Annotated in this window: 17 protein-coding genes; 10 read left to right on the forward strand and 7 right to left on the reverse strand. The window is 72.2% G+C overall.

Annotation, left to right across the window (positions count from 1 at the left end):
* The first annotated feature begins 19 nt into the window (after nucleotides 1-19).
* From HF526_RS26155 to sfnG, 5 genes are all read left to right on the forward strand, one after another.
* Complete coding sequence (locus HF526_RS26155) at nucleotides 20-1684, forward strand: AMP-binding protein (protein WP_169384228.1); 1665 nt, start codon at nucleotides 20-22, stop codon at nucleotides 1682-1684.
* Between the two features lie 88 nt (nucleotides 1685-1772).
* Nucleotides 1773-2165: a Sec-independent protein translocase protein TatB gene (gene tatB, locus HF526_RS26160; protein ID WP_169384229.1), complete on the forward strand. Its 393-nt coding sequence runs from the start codon at nucleotides 1773-1775 to the stop codon at nucleotides 2163-2165.
* Between the two features lie 5 nt (nucleotides 2166-2170).
* Nucleotides 2171-3667: an LCP family protein gene (locus tag HF526_RS26165; RefSeq protein ID WP_169384230.1), complete on the forward strand. Its 1497-nt coding sequence runs from the start codon at nucleotides 2171-2173 to the stop codon at nucleotides 3665-3667.
* A 99-nt stretch (nucleotides 3668-3766) separates the two neighbouring features.
* Nucleotides 3767-3838 (forward strand): putative leader peptide, encoded by a 72-nt coding sequence (locus HF526_RS37540; protein ID WP_420821658.1) that lies wholly within the window; start codon nucleotides 3767-3769, stop codon nucleotides 3836-3838.
* 133 nt (nucleotides 3839-3971) lie between these two features.
* Nucleotides 3972-5099, forward strand: coding sequence for a dimethylsulfone monooxygenase SfnG (sfnG, locus tag HF526_RS26170; protein WP_169384231.1), 1128 nt, complete (start codon nucleotides 3972-3974; stop codon nucleotides 5097-5099).
* Between the two features lie 53 nt (nucleotides 5100-5152).
* On the opposite strand, the gene HF526_RS26175 is transcribed toward sfnG, so the two are convergent.
* The 3 genes from HF526_RS26175 to HF526_RS26185 form a co-directional block, all read right to left on the reverse strand.
* Nucleotides 5153-6448 carry a TMEM165/GDT1 family protein gene (locus HF526_RS26175; protein WP_169384232.1) on the reverse strand — a complete coding sequence of 432 codons (1296 nt, stop codon included), beginning with the start codon at nucleotides 6446-6448 and terminating at the stop codon, nucleotides 5153-5155.
* A gap of 250 nt (nucleotides 6449-6698) precedes the next feature.
* Complete coding sequence (locus HF526_RS26180) at nucleotides 6699-7454, reverse strand: alpha/beta fold hydrolase (protein WP_169384233.1); 756 nt, start codon at nucleotides 7452-7454, stop codon at nucleotides 6699-6701.
* Nucleotides 7455-7462: 8 nt separating this feature from the next.
* Complete coding sequence (locus HF526_RS26185) at nucleotides 7463-7891, reverse strand: nuclear transport factor 2 family protein (RefSeq protein ID WP_169384234.1); 429 nt, start codon at nucleotides 7889-7891, stop codon at nucleotides 7463-7465.
* Between the two features lie 98 nt (nucleotides 7892-7989).
* Between HF526_RS26185 and HF526_RS26190 the strand changes: the two genes are divergently transcribed.
* The gene (locus tag HF526_RS26190) at nucleotides 7990-8646 is read left to right on the forward strand and encodes an FCD domain-containing protein (RefSeq protein ID WP_169384235.1); all 657 of its coding nucleotides are present in this window, start codon (nucleotides 7990-7992) and stop codon (nucleotides 8644-8646) included.
* A 3-nt stretch (nucleotides 8647-8649) separates the two neighbouring features.
* On the opposite strand, the gene HF526_RS26195 is transcribed toward HF526_RS26190, so the two are convergent.
* Nucleotides 8650-9087: a TIGR03618 family F420-dependent PPOX class oxidoreductase gene (locus HF526_RS26195; protein WP_169384236.1), complete on the reverse strand. Its 438-nt coding sequence runs from the start codon at nucleotides 9085-9087 to the stop codon at nucleotides 8650-8652.
* Nucleotides 9088-9162: 75 nt separating this feature from the next.
* Between HF526_RS26195 and HF526_RS26200 the strand changes: the two genes are divergently transcribed.
* From HF526_RS26200 to HF526_RS26210, 3 genes are all read left to right on the forward strand, one after another.
* Nucleotides 9163-9312, forward strand: a complete 150-nt coding sequence (locus HF526_RS26200) for a hypothetical protein (RefSeq protein ID WP_169384237.1) — start codon at nucleotides 9163-9165, stop codon at nucleotides 9310-9312.
* A gap of 81 nt (nucleotides 9313-9393) precedes the next feature.
* A complete protein-coding gene (locus HF526_RS26205) occupies nucleotides 9394-10560 on the forward strand; it encodes a thiolase family protein (RefSeq protein WP_169384238.1) in 1167 nt (388 codons plus the stop codon).
* 420 nt (nucleotides 10561-10980) lie between these two features.
* The gene (locus HF526_RS26210) at nucleotides 10981-12540 is read left to right on the forward strand and encodes a S1C family serine protease (RefSeq protein WP_169384239.1); all 1560 of its coding nucleotides are present in this window, start codon (nucleotides 10981-10983) and stop codon (nucleotides 12538-12540) included.
* An 85-nt stretch (nucleotides 12541-12625) separates the two neighbouring features.
* Here HF526_RS26210 and HF526_RS26215 read toward each other — a convergent pair whose 3' ends face one another.
* Entirely contained in the window at nucleotides 12626-13795 is a 1170-nt protein-coding gene (locus HF526_RS26215; RefSeq protein WP_338051756.1) for a CaiB/BaiF CoA transferase family protein, read from the reverse strand.
* Between the two features lie 126 nt (nucleotides 13796-13921).
* On the opposite strand from HF526_RS26215, the gene HF526_RS26220 reads away from it, so the two are divergent.
* The gene (locus HF526_RS26220; protein WP_169384240.1) at nucleotides 13922-14686 is read left to right on the forward strand and encodes a crotonase/enoyl-CoA hydratase family protein; all 765 of its coding nucleotides are present in this window, start codon (nucleotides 13922-13924) and stop codon (nucleotides 14684-14686) included.
* A gap of 43 nt (nucleotides 14687-14729) precedes the next feature.
* On the opposite strand, the gene HF526_RS26225 is transcribed toward HF526_RS26220, so the two are convergent.
* The gene (locus tag HF526_RS26225) at nucleotides 14730-15530 is read right to left on the reverse strand and encodes an FCD domain-containing protein (protein WP_169384241.1); all 801 of its coding nucleotides are present in this window, start codon (nucleotides 15528-15530) and stop codon (nucleotides 14730-14732) included.
* Nucleotides 15531-15540: 10 nt separating this feature from the next.
* Entirely contained in the window at nucleotides 15541-17520 is a 1980-nt protein-coding gene (locus HF526_RS26230) for a flavin-containing monooxygenase (protein ID WP_169384242.1), read from the reverse strand.
* Nucleotides 17521-17606: the final 86 nt, after the last annotated feature.

Raw genomic sequence — 17606 nt, forward strand, 5'->3', positions numbered from 1 at the left:
GAGCAGCAAGGGGGCTGTGATGGGTGAGCCGGCCGATCTCGACGTCACGACGCTGCGCGGGCGGCGCGCGGTACACCGCTGGGAACGCACCTCGGTCGGCGACGTGTTCGAGCGGCTCACCTGGAGCTACCCGGACCAGGTCGCGATCACCGGCTGGGCCGGGGCCTACGGCGACGACCGCTTCGCACGCGTCACCTACCGCGAGGCCGACCGGGCCGCCAACCAGTTCGCGCACGCACTGGCCGCCCGGGGTCTCGAACCCGGCGCGCGGGTGCTGCTGTTCTGCGAGAACTCCGTCGAGGCCTACCTCGCCAAGATCGGGATCGCGAAGGCGGGCATGGTCGCGGTACCGCTGAACCCGAACCTGGCCGGCGATGTCGTCGAGCACCTGATCGAGCTGACCGAGCCGGGTTTCGCGATCGTCGACGCCGAGCTGTGGCCGCGCGCCGAGCAGGCGTTCACCCGCACGGGACTCGGCGTCGGCGCCACGATCACCATCGGCGGCGGACCGGTCGCGGGCAGCCCGTCGTTCGCCGAACTGCTCGCCGGCCGGCCGGTCACCGAGCCCGACGTCGAGATCCACGGCGACGACATCTGGCAGCTGCTGTTCACCTCGGGCACCACGTCCATGCCCAAGGGCGTGATGATCTCGCACGGCTCGACCCACCTGGCCGCGCTGAACTTCGCGCTGTCGCTGACCCGTGGCGTCCCGCTCGAGTGCGACCTGCGGCTGGCCGTCTTCCTGCCGATCATCTACCACGTCGGCGACCAGATCTTCACGTTCTCCGCGTTCCTGTCCGGCGGCACGCTGCTGATCGGCCGGCGACCGAGCCCCGACCAGGTGGCCCAGGCTGTCGCCGAGGAGCGGGTGAGCGCACTGTGGGCGGGCTCGCCGCAGTTCGTCGGCGCGTTCGCCGCCGAACTGCAGGCGCGTCCCGAGCTCGACGCGACCAGCCTGCGGGTGCTCGTCTACGGCTGGGGCGCGCTCGCCCCGGCGTTGCTCGCCACGCTGGAGAAGCTGTGCGGCCCGGAACTGGTGACGCTGGGGATCTTCGGCCAGACCGAGGCGATCGCGTGCCACCGGTTCTGGCCCGGGAAGTGGCCCGAGGTCCACCGGCGCACGGCCCCGGCCGTCAACTACGTCGGCGTGCCGAGTCCGCTGCTGGCCGCCGACGTCGTCGACGAGTCGGGCGAGCCGGTCCGCGGCCGGCCCGGCGAGGCCGTCTACCGCTCCCCGATCATGACCGCGGGCTACTACAAGAACGAAGCGGCCACCCGGGAGGCGTTCCGCGGCGGCTGGTTCCACTCCGGAGACAGCGCCACCGTCGACGACGACGGGCTGCGGATCATGGTCGACCGCTACAAGGACATCGTGAAGACCGGCGGGGAGAACGTGTCCAGCATGCGGGTCGAGGCGGTGCTGCACGCACACCCCGACGTGCTCCGCGCCGCGGTGATCGGGCTGCCGCACGAGCGGTGGGGTGAGGCTGTCACCGCCGTCGTGGTGCCGCGCCCCGGGACGGCGCCCGCCGAGCGGGACCTCATCGCCTTCTGCCGCGAGCGACTCGGTGGCTTCGAGACGCCCAAGCGCATCGTGTTCGCCGGCGCGCTGCCCGAGACCGTCGGCGGCAAGGTGCTCAAGTACAAGCTCCGCAACGCGCACGCGGCTCTCTACGAGGCCTAGCCGGGCGCTAACCCACACTCGGCTAGGTTCGTCGGCGCCATCGGCGCATCGTCGCCCGGATGAGCGACGACGTGGAGGTTCGTGCCGAATGTTCGGATTGGGCTGGGAACGGCTGTTCCTGCTGGTCCTCATCGCCTTGTTCGTGCTCGGGCCGGAGCGGCTGCCGGGCGCGATGGAGTGGCTCGGACGGACCGTCCGGCAGGTGAAGTCCTACCTCGACGGGGCCCGCGAGCAGCTGCGCGAGGAGTTCGGCCCGGAACTGGCGGAGCTGCGCAAGCCGCTGGCCGACCTCCCGATCACCGAGCTGCGGGCGCTGCGTGATCCGCGGGCCGCGGCGATGCGCTACCTGTTCAGCGACGGCGCCCGCGACAGCGCCGGGCCCAGCACTCCGCCGGCGCCCGCTCCGGTCCTGCAACCGGCACCCGCGCCCGTCCCGCTCACGCAGGGGGAGCGGCCGCCGATCGATCCCGACGCGACCTGAGCGGCATGCCACGCAGCAACGGGAGGACGCGCCCGTTCACGCGGTGGGCCCGGGTCCTGGTGGCGCTGCTGTCGACGGCGGCCCTGGCGGTGACCGGCTACGGCTGGTCGGCGTTCCGGCAGCTCGACGGCGGCCTGGTGACCAGCGACGTGCTCGGCGGGACGCGGCCGACGGACGGCGCGACCGACATCCTGCTGGTCGGCCTGGACAGCCGCACCGACGCCCGGGGCAACCCGCTACCGCGCGACGTGCTCGACCAGCTCAACGCCGGCGACGCCAACGGCGAGCTGAACACCGACACGCTGATCCTCGTGCGGATCCCGAGCGACCCGGCCCGGGTGTCGACGGCCGTGTCGATCCCCCGCGACTCCTATGTGAGCGTCCCCGGTTTCGGCACCCACAAGATCAACTCTGCGTACGCCCGGGCGATGAACGAGACGCACGCCCGACTCCAGGCGCGCGGCGTCACCGGCGCGGACCTCGCCCAGCAGTCCAGCCAGGCCGGCCGCCGCCTGCTGATCCAGACCGTCGAGCAGCTCACCGGCGCGTCGGTCGACCACTACGCAGAGGTCAACCTGGCCGGGTTCGCGGAGATCACCCACGCCGTCGGAGGGATCCCGGTCTGCCTCAACGCCCCCGTGCACGACTCCTTCTCCGGCGCGAACTTCCCCGCCGGACCGCAGAGCCTGGAGGGCGCCGCGGGGCTGGCGTTCGTCCGGCAACGGCACGGCCTGCCGCGCGGTGACCTCGACCGGATCGTGCGCCAGCAGGCGTTCATGGCAAGCCTGGCCCACAAGGTGCTCTCCGCCGGAACCCTCGGCAACCCGTCCGCGCTGTCCGGACTGATCGCCGTGGTGAGCAAGTACGTCGTGCTGGACCAGGGCTGGGACCTCATGGGGTTCGCCGGGCAGGCGCAGGGGCTCACCGGCGGCAACATCCAGTTCCGGACCATCCCCACCGGCCGGCCCGACCTGCCCACGCCGTCCGACGGCACGGCGGTGCAGATCGATCCGACGACGGTGAAGGCTTTCTACGCCGGGCTGACCGGCGGCACCCCGCCCGCGGCGGCCGACCCCGCGCCTGCGCAGGGCCCGCCGGTCACCGTCGACGTCGCCAACGGGACCAAGCGCACCGGGCTGGCCGCGGCCGCCCTCGACGCCCTCGGCAACCAGGGCTTCGTTCCGGGGAAGATGGGCAACACCACGGCCACGACGCGGTCGCTGGTTCGCACGGCGACCGCCGACCAGGACGCCGCCCGGCGTGTCGCGCAACTGCTCGGCGGGCTGCGCGTGCAGCGCGACGAGACCGTGCAGGCCGGCAGGATCTCAGTGGTGCTGGGGCGGGACTACGCCGGCCCGGCCACCACGCCGGCGAGCAGGGGCAGCGGGCCCGCCGGCGCAGCGGTGGTGACGCCGACAGCACCGGCCGGCGACGACGCCCCGGGCGCCCCGCCCGCCGACGGCCCGGTGATCACCGCGGACGGCGTGCCCTGCGTGAACTGACCGCCGGGTCCTCTGCACCACGCGGTCGGCGCCGCACCTTCTGCAGAATTCGGTCACATCGCGTTGACAGCACGTCAACGGGTCTGAAAGGTGATCGTCGTGATCGCCCGCGAGCTCACCCGTCGACGTCACGTCGATCTCGCCCGGGTCACCTCCTGCGCCTGTCGCTGATCACTGCTCGCCCCGGGGCCGGACACGCGAGCCCGGGTCCATCCGCACCTCTGCGCGCAGCCTGCGCTGCCCGCCGCCCGGCAGCCGGGCCATACCGACGAAGCACCGACACGAAGCGACGAAAGGACGACGCATGGCAGCGGACCAGAGGTCCGAACCGCTCAAGTTCGCCTACTGGGTGCCGAACGTGAGCGGCGGGCTGGTCACCAGCACGATCGAGCAGCGCACCGGCTGGGACTACGAGTACAACAAGAAGCTCGCCCAGCTCGCGGAGAACAACGGGTTCGAGTACGCGCTGAGCCAGGTCCGCTACATGGCGAGCTACAGCGCGGAGTACCAGCACGAGTCGACGAGCTTCTCGCTGGCCCTGCTGCTGGCCACCGAGCGACTCAAGGTCATCGCGGCGGTGCACCCCGGCCTGTGGCACCCGGTCGTGCTGGCGAAGTTCGGCGCCACCGCCGACCACCTGTCGAACGGCCGCTTCGCGGTGAACGTGGTGAGCGGCTGGTTCAAGGGCGAGTTCAAGGCCCTCGGCGAGCCGTGGCTCGAGCACGACGAGCGCTACGCCCGCAGTGCGGAGTTCATCGACGCGCTGCGCGCCATCTGGACCGAGGACAACGTCGAGCGGGCCGGCGACTTCTACCGGATCCGCGACTACAGCCTCAAGCCCAAGCCGCTCAACACCCCGCAGCGGCCGAACCCGGAGATCTTCCAGGGTGGCAACTCCACGGCCGCGCGCGCGATGGCCGGTCGGGTGTCGGACTGGTACTTCAGCAACGGCAAGGACTTCGACGGCATCAGCGAACAGATCGCCGACGTCAACGCCTCCGCCGCGCAGCACGGGCGCACCGTCAAGTTCGGGCTGAACGGGTTCCTCATCGCCCGGGACACCGAGCACGAGGCCCGCGAGACGCTGCGCGAGATCGTCGCGAAGGCCGACCGCGGCGCCGTCGAGGGCTTCCGCGACGCGGTCGCCCAGGCCGGGAAGTCCACCTCCGACAAGGCCGGCATGTGGGCGGACTCCTCGTTCGAGGACCTCGTCCAGTACAACGACGGCTTCCGGACCCAGCTCATCGGCACGCCGGAGCAGATCGCGCAGCGCGCCATCGAGTACAAGCGCCGCGGGGTGAACATGCTGCTGCTGGGCTTCCTGCACTACCACGAGGAGGTCGAGTACTTCGGCCGTCACGTGCTGCCCGTCATCCGGGAGATGGAGGCCGACCTCGACGCACGCGAGCCCGTCGGCGCGGGCGCCGGCTGAGGTGACGGGCCGGTGGCCACCGGTGCTCCCGGTGGCCACCGGACGGTCCGGGCTCAGCCCACCCGGGCGCGATCGGCGTGCTCCGCGGGCAGCCCCGGCGCGGCGCCGGCCTGCTCACGCGGCCGGATCCGCGGCACGAACCGCCCGGTCCGCTCGACGTACCCGGCGTAGGCCTCGCCGTAGGCCTGTGTCAGCCCCGGCTCGCGGACCGCGCGGGCCTGGATCTGCACGGCCACCACGATCAGCACCGTGGCCAGCACACCGACCAGTGTCGGGACCATGAGCAGGGTGCCGGCGGTGGCGACCACCATGCCGGTGAACCCGGGGTTGCGGACTCGGGAGTACAGGCCGTGGGTGGCCAGTGCGGGCACCCCCTCGGTGCTCTCGCCCGACCGGCGGACCGAGCCGATGTGGGCCTGCGACGCGAGCACCAGGGCCACTCCGAGCAGCATCAGCCCGGCGCCGACGACCACGATGCCGGGGTCGCTGAGCAGCGGGATCGGCTGCAGCAGATCGGCCGCCACGAGCAGCGGTGCGGCCAGGCCCAGCAGCAGGGACAGCCCGAACAGCAGCCGGGCCCACCAGGCCGGCGAACCGGCGACGCTGGGCGCGGCGACCACCCGCGGATGGTCCGCCCGGGACCGCAGGGCGCGCCGCCGGCCGATCCCGCCGGCGACGACCGCCAGCACGCCCAGGCCGAGTGCGATCCAGCCGGCGGCGTGGTGGTCGAGTGTGGACGCGACGACGTCGTAGGCGGGACGCCCGGTCAGCTGCTCGGTGGCGTCGGCCAGCAACCACACGCCGAAGACGAAGAACAGCGTGGCGGCGCAGAGCGCGATGGCCCGCTCGGGCAGGTGCCGGCCGAGCTGGCGGCCGACGACGATGGCGAGCGCGTCGGCGACGACCATCCCGACCGTCGAACCGAGCCAGACGCCGAACCAGCCGTGCTGGGTGGCCAGGGTGATCGTGGCAAGCATCGTCTTGTCGCCCAGCTCGGCCAGGAAGAACGCCATCGACGCGGCGACGACCGCCGAGCGCGTCGACTTCTCGGCCTTCTCCTGCTCGGAGTCGGTGAGGCTGTCGCCACGCAGGGTCCAGGCGCCGAATCCGAGGAACGCGACGGCCGCGATGAGAGCGATCCAGCCGGTGGGGAGGGCGGCGCCGAGGCCGTAGCCGACCGCGACCGACACGGCGTGCACGACGGCGGTGGCGATCGTGATGCCGACCAGCACGGGCAGCGCGCGGTAGCGGGTGGCGAACGTCAGCGCCATGAGCTGGGACTTGTCGCCGAGCTCGGCGACGAAGATGACCCCGAAGCTGATCGCGAACGCGACCGGGAAGCCGTCCATGACCGGAAAATCCACCCCTCGATCTCTGACCGGATCGAGGGCGCGGGCGTCTTCGATCCGGCATCTGCCGGATCGAAGGTCTCGCTCGCCTGCTTCAGCAGGCCGCACGGCCGGGCGGCGTGAGGCCACCAGTATGTCGACCGCGACGTTGGGAGCTACTCCCCTTCGCTGCGGGTGAGACTACGCCGGTCGGACACCGCTGTCCCCGGGAGGTGTCTGATGACACGACAGACACCTCCCGGGGGCGTGACTACTGCTGCGGAGCCCCGGATGCGGCGAGGAAGCTCAGCAGCTCCTCGTTGAACCGGGCCCCGATCCGCTGCACCGCGTGCGGGCTGCCGTCGAAGAGCACCCGCTTGCCGGGGAGCTTCTCCGCGAGCACGTCGGCGACGTCCTCGAAACCGGGCGTGCCACCACCGGTGACCACCAGCTTGGGGAACGGCGCCGCCGCCAGCTTCTCCAGGGGCACCCCGGTCTCCCAGGGCCGCTCGGTCTTCAGGTTGCGCACCGCCTCGGCGAACGGGGGCGGCAGCGGCGAGGGGAGCTCCATCGACACGTCGAGCGTCCGCAGGAACCCGGCCGCGAAGGTCTCGAGGTCGTCGTCGCCGTGCTGCTCCCAGTGGGTGCGCAGGCCCTCGATCAGCTTGTCGGCCTCGGGCCGGCCCGCGGCGTTCGGCATCGCCGGGGGCTCGATGACCGTCAGCGACCAGACCTTCTCCGGTGCCAGCGCGGCCGCCCGCATCGCGACGACGCCGCCCATCGACGTGCCGACGAGGTGGGCGCCGGAGCCGAGGAGCTCGACAATGTCCTCGGCGTCGCGGTCGGGGTCGATCCGGTCGGTTCCCGGGCTCGGGCTGTACCCGCGGCGGTACGGCGCGATCAGCCGGTACCGGTCGGCCAGTACCTGCTGCTCACCGAACGCCGCGGCCGCGGAGCTCAGGCTGCCGTGGACGAGGACGACGGGGGGACCCGCATCGCCCCAGCGTTCCGCTTCGAGCGCGCTCACGTCGCGCCTCAGCTCTGGCCTGCGGCCGCAGCGGCGGCGAAGACACCGTTGTCCACGTCGAGCTGGCGGGACTCGAACTTCCAGCCCTCGGCGGTCCGCACCACGACGTCGTTGTAGACGCCCGAAGCGATGATGTGCGGCGCCTTCTCGACCTGGATCTTGACGACGAGACAGTAGACGGTGGCGCGATCGCCGTCGCCGTCGATGACGTAGTTCGTCAGGACGTGGCGGGCACCGTCCTCCTTGCCCGCGGCGATGTGCCCGCGGATGAACTCCTTGATCGCCTCGTGGCCCTCGAAGGTGCCGTAGGTGGCGATGAACTTGCCGTCCGGCAGCCAGCAGCCCGCCCATGCCTCGACCTCGTGGGCGTCGAGGTACTTCACGTGGGTGTTCGAGAGCTCCTGGATGGCGATCTTGTCGTCGGCGGAGAGAGACATCAGCAACCCCTTCTCGATGGATCGGCAGAAAGGCACGCTAGTGCTCTAGTACGTAGCATACAAGTATGGCGCGATCATCGATTGTGTAAGACTTCGGCGTGACGAAGCTGCACGGAGTCGCCGCCATCGAGCGGCCGCCGACCCTCGCCCGCCGGGCGTATCTGCAGATCCAGCAGGCGATCCGCGACGGCGCGATTCGCCAGGAGGTCCGCTACTCCGAGAACGAACTCGCCGAGACGCTCGGGATGTCCCGGACCCCGGTGCGCGAGGCACTGATCTCGCTGAGCCGCGAAGGCGTGGTCGAGATCGAGTCACAGCGGGGGTTCCGGCTCCGTACGCTCTCCACCGAGGAACGACGGGAGGTCTTCGACCTGCGCTCGCTGCTGGAGCCCTACGTCGCCGGCCGGCTCGCCCGCCACGCCGCCGATGACGACCTGGCTCCCCTGTACGAGCTCATCGACGCGCAGGAGAAGCTGGGCACATCGGGGCAGCAGTCCGCGTTCCTCGCACTCGACGAGCGGTTCCACCTGCTGCAGTCCGAGCTCGCCGGACTGGAGCGGACCCACGCCACCATGGTCAGCCTGCGCGGCGCGATGTGGCTGATGGGCTTCGAGGCCCTCGCCCTACCGCAACGACACGAGGCCGTCATCGCCGAGCACCGCGCGATCGTCGACGCCATCGCCCGCCACGACCCGGACGCCGCGGCCGCGGCCGCCCATGAGCACATCGCCCGGACCGCGGCGGCGGTCCTGTAGTTCTCAGTTGGAGTAGACGCGCTCCGGGGTGACGAGCACCGCGGCGCGGCGCTCGTTGCGCATCACGGTGTCGTAGGTGTCCCAGTCGTCGTGGGTGCCGCCCGCGCCGCGGAAGACCTCGCGCAGCAACTCCCGCAGCCGCTCGGCGTCCACGCCGTCGGCCGGATCGTCCGGGCCGATGATCTCCGCGGTGCCCTCGATCGTGTACCACTGCCAGCCGGACCGGAACGTCAGCGCGAGCCGGGGGCGGGCCCGCAGATTGGCCAGCTTGACCTTCCCGTAGGTGGTGAAACCGACGGTCGGGGCGCCGGTCAGCGGGTGCGCGACCGGGCCGGCGTTGACCAGCGAGGCCTGCACCGAACCGTCCGCCCGGACCGTGGCCACCGTGGCCAGGAACTTCTCCCGCTCCGCCAGCGCCCAGACATCCTGGAGATCGGCCATGCCGCGACAGTACTGCCGCGCACCACCGTCGGCAGCGATGACCATCGACGGGAGGCCGACGCCGGGTTCGAACCGGTGCGCGCGGCAGCGGCCGAGGTGCTGCGCACCCAGGGCCGCGGCGGGCTGATGGCGGCCGCACTCGTCCGCGGCCGCCCGGTGGTCGGCCTGCGGGCTGGGACGGCGTGCCGGGACCGGGTGGAGCACGCCCTGCTGGGCCGCCTGTGACGGTGTCGGTGCAGCGCTGGCGCGCCCGGGTGCTCATTCATACAGTCTGATAATTGCAACAAAACTGGACCAGGAGGAGCCATGCCCGAGGCGGTCATCGTCGACGCGGTTCGGAGCCCGATCGGCAAGCGCAACGGTTCACTGGCCGGGGTCCATCCGGCCGACCTGTCCGCGTACGTCCTGCGCGCACTGGCCGAGCGCACCGGCGTCGACCCCGCAGAGATCGACGACGTGATCTGGGGTTGCGTCAACCAGACCGGCGACCAGGCCGCCCAGATCGGCCGCTACGCCGTCCTCGCCGCGGGCTGGCCGGAGACGGTCCCGGGGACCACGGTCAACCGGGCGTGCGGATCGAGCCAGCAGGCCTTCGACTTCGCCGCCGGCATGGTGATGGCCGGGCAGTACGACCTCGTGGTCGCGGGCGGCGTCGAGTCCATGACCCGGGTGCCGCTGGGCGCCGGCCGGGACAACGGCCGCCCGTTCGGCCCACTCGTCCGCGAGCGCTACGCCGCCGACCTGACCAGCGGCGAGTTCCCCGGCCAGGACTTCAACCAGGGCGTGGGCGCCGAGCGGATCGCCGCCAAGTGGGGCCTCTCCCGCCAGTCCCTCGACGAGTACGCCTCCCGCTCGCACGAGCTGGCCGCCGCCGCGATCGACCGCGGCGCGTTCGACAGCCAGCTGGCGCCGATCCCCGAGGCGCCGGACTTCACCGCCGACGAGGGCCTGCGTCGCGGCACCACGCCGGAGACGCTGGCCAGGCTCAAGCCGTCGTTCACCGAGAACGGCGTGATCCACGCAGGAAACGCCTCACAGATCTCCGACGGCGCATCCGCGGTGCTGGTCACGACGCCGCAGCGGGCCGAGGAGCTCGGGTTGACCCCGATCGCGCGCTACCACACCGGCGCCGTCAGCGGAGCCGATCCGCTGATGATGCTGACCGGCCCGATCCCGGCCACCGCCAAGGTGCTCAAGCGCTCCGGCCTGTCGATCTCCGACATCGGCGCGTTCGAGGTCAATGAGGCGTTCGCCCCAGTCCCGCTGGCCTGGCTGGCGGAGACCGGCGCAGAGCTGGACAGGCTCAACCCGCTCGGCGGCGCGATCGCGGTCGGCCACCCGCTCGGCGCGTCGGGGACCGTCCTGATGACCCGGCTGCTCAACCACATGCGCGACCAGGGCATCCGCTACGGCCTGCAGACCATGTGCGAGGGCGGCGGCACCGCCAACGCCACGATCGTCGAGCTGCTCTGAAGAACGCCTGTGCGAGGGAGACCGGGAGCGGTCCGGTGCCGGGCAGTTCGCCCGCCTGCGGCGACGCTTCCCGGAATTCTCGGGATTCCTTCCGGGAACGCCCGCCGGACGACCCGAACTGTCGGTCCGGGTCGGGAGAATCTCTCATGACGGACAGCCCGACCCCCGCGCCACCCCGGCTGGATCGCCCGAATACGCGACGGGCCGCCGGAATTCATTCCGCCGAAACGGATCGACCCCGCACAACGACCACGCCGACAACCCGCACTGCTCGCCGCGTGACCGGCCGCCCACCCGGCGGCCGGCCCCCCGGCGCCCGCCGGACGGGCCGCCCGGGGGCCGGAGAACCTGGGACAACTCCGCGCCGATTCCCAGACTTCCCACAGAGAAGTCTCAGATTCGGGGCGCATCGTAGTAGTCATGAGCGACGAGCAGCGGGGGCACGGCCGACCCGACGGAGACGTTGGAGGCAACGTCGCCGGGCCGGCCGCAGACCCCCGGACCCAGCAGCCTTCCACGCCGCAGACCGGCGGCCACTCGTACCCCGCCTCCGGGGACGAGACCGTTCAGCACGCCGCGATCCCGACGGGCCCGGATGCGAACCCCCCTGCCGAGCCGCAGCATGAGGCCGCTACCCAGCAGACCGCCTCGCCGCAGGCCTGGCCGCACAACTACTCCGGCGCCCCGTACGGCGGTTCCGCCTACGGCGCGGCGTCCCACTCCCCCGGCCCCTACGGCGGCATCCCCTACAACACCGCCGAGCAGCACACCGCTTCCCTGCCCGCCGACCGCCCGCAGCGCCGAAGCCGGCCCATGATCGGGATCGTCGCCGCCGCGCTGATCGCCGGCGTGGTCGGTGGCGCCGCCGGGTTCGGCGGGGCGTACGCCCTGCTCGACAGCGGCAGCACCTCCGGCACGGTCCTGTCCTCCAGCCCGGCCAGCGCCACCTCGGCCGCGACGACCAACGGCACCGTGGCGTCGGCCGCGTCGAAGGCGACCCCGAGCACCGTCGACATCCGGGTCGACCTCGCCCAGGGCACCGCCGAGGGCAGCGGGGTCATCCTCACCTCCGACGGCGCCGTGCTGACGAACAACCACGTCGTCGCCGGATCGACCGGCACGATCACCGTCACCCTCGCGGACGGCAGCCAGCACAGCGCCACCGTCGTCGGCACCTCGCCGAGCTACGACCTGGCCGTGATCAAGCTGCAGAACGTGTCCGGTCTGACCCCGGCCACCCTCGGCCGCACCCAGGACGTGCAGGTCGGCCAGCAGGTGGTCGCGATCGGGTCGCCGCAGGGCCTCACCGGCACCGTCACCACCGGCATCGTGAGCGCGCTGAACCGCACGGTCGCGGTGCAGGACCAGCAGGGCGCCGGGGTGGTCTACAACGGCCTGCAGACCGACGCCCCGATCAACCAGGGCAACTCCGGCGGGCCGCTGGTGAATCTCGACGGCCAGGTCATCGGCATCAACTCGGCGATCGCGACGGCCAGCGGGAGCACCGGCAGCGTCGGCCTCGGCTTCGCGATCCCGGTCGACCAGGCCCGTCGAGTGGCCCAGGAGATCCTCAACACCGGGCACGCAACCAAGCCGGTGCTCGGTGTCGAGGGCAGCACGGGTGGAGGCGGCTCGGCCAACAGCCAGAACGGCGCGACGATCGCCCAGGTACAGCCCGGGTCACCGGCCGCGAGCGCCGGGCTCGCCGCGGGCGACGTCGTGACCAAGGTCGGCGGGGTCACCGTCAACGACTTCTCCGACCTCGTCGCGAAGATCGGCGCTCTGTCCCCGAACCAGAAGGTCACGCTGACCGTGCGCAGCAACGGCGGCGAGCGCCAGGTCGACGTGACGCTCGGCAGCGTCGTGGACCAGGCCGCGACCACCACCAACGGTGGCTCGGCAGGCTCCGGAGGTGAGGGCAATCCGTTCGGCGGCCGCAACAACCCGTTCGGGGGCCTGATCCCCTTCGGCAACAACTGAACGACGACACCCGGGCCCCGGCCCGGGACACGGCCTCCGGCCGGGCGGGTTCCCCTCCCCCGCTCGGCCGGACCCTTGTGCCGGCTCAGTCGGCGAGCAGCCAGGCGCGGACGTCGTCGCCGTCGGCGCCCAGCGCAGGTGGCGAGCGGCGGTAGGACGGCGGCGTGGCCGAGTAGTCCACCGGGTTGCGGATGCCGGGGACCGCGGTCCGCGGGTCGCCCGGGTGCACCACCGGCTCCAGGCCCAGACTCTCCGCCAACGCGATGCCCTGGTCGACGCTGTTGATCGGCCCGCACGGCACCCCGACCCCGGTGAGGATCTCGAACCACTCCTGCGCGCCGCGGGTCGCCAGCTTCGCCAGCAGCAGCGGCCGCAGCTCCTCGCGCCGGGCGGTGCGGTCGGCCATCGTCAGGAACCGCGGGTCGTCGGGCAGCTCGGGAGCCCCGATCGCGTCGCACAGCTTGCGGAACTGCCCGTTGTTCGCCGCGATGACGATCAACTCGCCGTCGGCGGTGGGCAGCGGCTCGTACGGGAACAGGCTGGGGTGCGCGTTGCCCATCCGGTGCGGCACCACGCCGCCGGCCACGTACGCGGAGGTCTGGTTGACCAGGCTGGACAGCGCGGCGGAGAGCAGGTTCGTCTCGATCCGCTGGCCCTCACCGGTCCGCTCCCGGTGGCGCAGAGCGGCCAGGATGCCGACCGCGGCGTGCAGACCGGTCATCACGTCGAACACCGCCACGCCGGCCCGGTAGGGCGTCCCGGCGGCCTCACCGGTCAGGCTCATCAGCCCGGACGTGGCCTGTACGAGCAGGTCGTAGCCGGGCAGGTGGGCGCCACCGTGCGAGCCGAACCCGCTGATCGAGCAGTAGACGACGCTCTCGTTGGTCGCACGGACCGCGTCGTGGTCCAGCCCGAACCGGCGCAGCCCACCCGGCTTGAAGTTCTCGATCATGACGTCGGCGCGGGCGGCGAGCCGGTGCGCGACCTCGAGATCGGCCGGGTCGGACAGGTCGAGCACGATCGACCGCTTGTTGCGATTGATCGACAGGTAGTACGTCGCGACGCCGTCGCGCACCGGCGGCATCCAGGTGCGGGTGTCGTCCCCGCCGGGGCCCTCGACCTTGATCACCGTCGCACCGAGGTCGGCGAGCAGCATCGTCGCGTACGGGCCGGCGAGGACCCGGGAGAAGTCGGCGACCAGCACCCCGGCCAGCGGGCCGGCGGCCGGCCTGTCGTCGATCAGTCCGTCCGGCACGTTCGGCTCCTTCGCCTTGCGTTCGGTTGCCGCTCGAATCCTAGGTATACGTTTCTGCGTATCCGGCTTCCGCGACCGGCGTCACACCCGCCGCGCGGAATCACCACGAGCTGAGGGAGGCACGGCGTGGCCGACGAGGTCCGGACCGAGCGTGACGGCGGGATCCTGGTGATCACGATGAACCGTCCCCAGGCGAAGAACGCGGTCAACGGCGCGCTCGCCCGCGGGGTGGCGGCGGCCCTCGACGAGCTCGACGGCGATCCGAGCCTTACGGTCGGCATCCTCACCGGCGCGGGCGGCACGTTCAGCGCGGGCATGGATCTCAAGGCCTTCCTGGTCGGCGACCTGCCGATGGTCGAGGGCCGCGGCCTGGCCGGCATCACGATCACCCCGCCGCAGAAGCCGATCATCGCCGCGGTGGAGGGCTACGCGCTGGCCGGTGGCTGCGAGATCGCACTCGCCTGCGACCTCATCGTGGCCGCGCGGGACGCCACGTTCGGCCTGCCGGAGACCAAGCGGTCACTGGTCGCGGGGGCGGGCGGGTTGTTCCGGTTGCCGCAGCGCATCCCACCGGCCATCGCGATGGAGTACGCGCTGACCGGCGAGCACTTCGGCGCCGAGGCCGCGCACGGCTGGGGCCTGGCCAACCGGCTGACCGATCCCGGCGAGGCGCTCACGGGAGCCCTCGAGCTGGCCCGGCAGATCAACGCGAACGGCCCGCTGGCGGTGCGCGCGACCAAGCAGATCATCAGTCAGGGCGCGGACTGGCCCGCCGACGAGCGGTGGGAGCGGCAGCGCGAGCTGATGGACCCCGTGATGTCCTCGGCCGACGCCCGGGAGGGCGCGACCGCCTTCGCCGAGAAGCGCGCCCCGGTCTGGCGCGGGGAGTAGCGGCTGCGCCGCTCGTGCGCGGTACGTGCTGCTCTGGCACTGCTCACCGCGCACGGGCCGCCAGGCCGGCGTCCACGTCGGGCCACAGGATGCGGCTCTCCAGCGCGGCGCGCTGGTTGCGGTCCAGGTCGTCCATCACCCACTGGAACATGGCCGCGGTCGCGGTCGCCGCACCCGGCGCGTCGCGGTCCCGGATCGCCGCGATCAGCACCGCGATCCGCCCGGTGAGTTCCTTGCGGCCGCCGCGCGGGTAGCGCCAGGGCACCGTCGACGTCATGGCCACCAGCGCGGGCACCACGGTGGCCAGCACGTCGTTGTGCGACGCCTCCGCGACCGCATTGTGGAACAGCCCGCTCTGCTCGGCGTAGGCGTAGCCGGGGAGCTCCTCGGCCGCCCGCAGCGCGGTCATGCTCCGGTCCAGAACGGCGAGGTCGTCGTCGGTGCGGTGCAGGGCCGCGAGGCTCGCGATCCCCGGTTCGAGCGCCGAGCGGGCCTCGAACACCGTCCGCAGCGTGGCCCCGCGGAACTGCACGACCATTCCCAGCGCGCTGCCGACCACGGCCGGGCCGGGGTTGCTGAGCCGGGCGCCGCCGCCGGGCCCGGCCTTGATCGTGATCGCGCCGAGGAACGACAGCAACCGCAGCGCCTCGCGCAGCGTGCCGCGGGACACCCCGTACTGCTCGATGAGCCGCGACTCGTCGGCCAGCGGCTCGCCCGGAGCGACACCGCGGGCGTGGGCGTCGGCGATGATCCGGCGCGCGATGTGGGCCGGCAGGCCGCCCCAGCCCACCGCCTCCGGCCGCTGCGCCGTACCCGTGCCGGGGCTCACCCCGCGCTCGCCCACGCGGTCATTGTCAACCCGCGCGCGGAACCGGTTCGCCGGACCGCTCGACCGCGTCGAAGTCGGACAGGTCGGGCGACCGCGTCATCGTCCAGTAGTCGATCAACCGCCACGGCGTCGTGGTGACCACCCGGCCCGCGGCGTTGCGGTAGTAGGTGGTCATCCCGGGATGGGTCCAGATCATCTTCTCGTGGGCGGCGTCGACCCGGGCGTTGTAGTCGTCGCAGACCTCGGGCCGCACCTCCAGGGTCGCGATGCCGCGTTCGACCATGTGCGTCAGCAGCGCGGAGATGTAGTTGACCTGGCATTCGGCGTGGAAGATCGCGCTACCGCCGTGCCCGAGGTTGGTGTTGGGGCCGTACATCACGAAGAAGTTCGGGAAGTCCGGCACCGAGATGCCCAGGTAGGCGCGCGCGTCGTCGTCACCCCACTGCTCGCGCAGCGGCACCCCGGAGCGTCCCCGGATGTCCATCGGGTACAACATCCGGCGCGGGGAGAATCCGGTGGCGAGCACCAGGACGTCGACGTCGCGGCGCGCGCCGTCGGCGGTGACGACGGCGTTCCCGTCGATCTCCCGGACCGCCGAAGCGACCAGTTCGACGTCGTCACGGCGGATCGTCGCGAACCAGTTGTTGTCCATCAAGATCCGCTTGCCGTAGGGCGGGTAGTCCGGCAGCACCTTGTCCCGCAGTTCCTCGGCCCCCGCGATCTGCTCCTCGATGTATGCGGTGAAGAAGCGGCGGTGCTTGTCGTTGAGCGCGTTGAGCGAGCGCTCGGGGTGCGGCCAGTCGGGGTCCTTCTGCAACGTCGGGTGCAGCTTGTCCTGGTACATCCACATCAGCCGCAGCCGGTACCAGACCCGGTACCCGGGGACCTGCGCCATCAGCAGCCGGGTGTGGGCGTGCACGTCGCGCAGGTAGTTGGCGTTCGGCGCGACCCACTGCGGGGAGCGCTGGAACACCACGACCTCGGCGGCCTCGTCGGCGATGGCCGGCACGACCTGCATCGCCGACGCCCCGGTGCCGATCACCCCGACCCGCTTGCCGGCCAGGCCGACCGAGTGGTCCCAGCGGGCGGTGTGGAACGCCGGGCCGGGAAAGGCGGCGAGCCCCGGCAGGTCCGGGACCACGGGCCGGTTGAAATGGCCCACCGAGCTGATCACGACGTCGGCGACGTGCCGCTGCTCGGTGCCGTCGCGCCGGCGGGTGTGCACGTCCCACGTGGCCGAGTCCTCGTCCCAGTGCGCGGCCACGACCTCGGTTCCGAACTCGATCGCGTCGAGCACCCCGAAGTCGCGGGCCACGCCCTGCACGTAGCTCAGGATCTCCGGCTGCTTGGCGAAGTAGCGCGTCCAGCCGGGCTGCGGGGCGAACGAGTAGGAGTACAGGTGGCACGGGGTGTCCACGCCGGCACCGGGGTAGCTGTTCTCCAGCCAGGTGCCGCCGGCGGCGTCGTTCTTCTCGATCACCGTGTACGGGATGCCGAGGTGGCGCAGCGCGATCGCCATGGCGATCCCGGAGATACCGGCCCCGATGATCAGCACCCGGAAGCCGTCCGCGTGCACCGGCGGCGAGGTCAGCCACGCGGGCGGGCGGAACCCGCCGTCCTCGGCCATCGCCGTGGCGTACTCGGGCGGCACCCGCTCGCCGAGGGAGACGCCGAGCATCTCGACCATCCGGTCCCCGGCGGGCGGGGGCGGCACCACGCGGTGCCCGTCGCGGATCTCCCGCAGGACCTCGAGCGCGGCCTCGCGGACCTGCTCCTGCCGCTCCTCGGGCAGCCCGCCGGTGTCGTTGTCGTTCAGCGCGACGGTGCGGGTGGGCCGGTACGGGTCGGCCAGCCACCCGCCGTCACCGGTCAGGTGCGCGAGCACGAGCAGCAGCGTCGGGATGTTCGCCGACGCCAGCGCGGCGCGCAGCTCGTCGTCGGTGGCGGTCGGGAAGGGCGGCGCAGGCGTGCGCTGTGACCATGATTCGCTGGCGAGCTCGCTCATGCGGCCTCCGGGTCGGCGGGGAGCAGTCCGAGGCGGCGCAGGAACGCCGCGACGGCGGACAGCCCTTCGTCGTGGGCGGGGTGGGT

The organism is Pseudonocardia acidicola (genome assembly GCF_012911935.1).
GTDB lineage: Bacteria > Actinomycetota > Actinomycetes > Mycobacteriales > Pseudonocardiaceae > Pseudonocardia > Pseudonocardia acidicola.

Coding starts and splice junctions, on each gene's coding strand:
- HF526_RS26230 (WP_169384242.1), bottom strand. CDS start 17,520: ATGAGCGAGCTCGCCAGCGAATCATGGTCACAGCGCACGCCTGCGCCG.
- sfnG (WP_169384231.1), top strand. CDS start 3,972: ATGGCAGCGGACCAGAGGTCCGAACCGCTCAAGTTCGCCTACTGGGTG.
- HF526_RS26205 (WP_169384238.1), top strand. CDS start 9,394: ATGCCCGAGGCGGTCATCGTCGACGCGGTTCGGAGCCCGATCGGCAAG.
- tatB (WP_169384229.1), top strand. CDS start 1,773: ATGTTCGGATTGGGCTGGGAACGGCTGTTCCTGCTGGTCCTCATCGCC.
- HF526_RS26155 (WP_169384228.1), top strand. CDS start 20: ATGGGTGAGCCGGCCGATCTCGACGTCACGACGCTGCGCGGGCGGCGC.
- HF526_RS26185 (WP_169384234.1), bottom strand. CDS start 7,891: ATGTCTCTCTCCGCCGACGACAAGATCGCCATCCAGGAGCTCTCGAAC.
- HF526_RS26195 (WP_169384236.1), bottom strand. CDS start 9,087: ATGGCCGATCTCCAGGATGTCTGGGCGCTGGCGGAGCGGGAGAAGTTC.
- HF526_RS26165 (WP_169384230.1), top strand. CDS start 2,171: ATGCCACGCAGCAACGGGAGGACGCGCCCGTTCACGCGGTGGGCCCGG.
- HF526_RS26210 (WP_169384239.1), top strand. CDS start 10,981: ATGAGCGACGAGCAGCGGGGGCACGGCCGACCCGACGGAGACGTTGGA.
- HF526_RS26175 (WP_169384232.1), bottom strand. CDS start 6,448: ATGGACGGCTTCCCGGTCGCGTTCGCGATCAGCTTCGGGGTCATCTTC.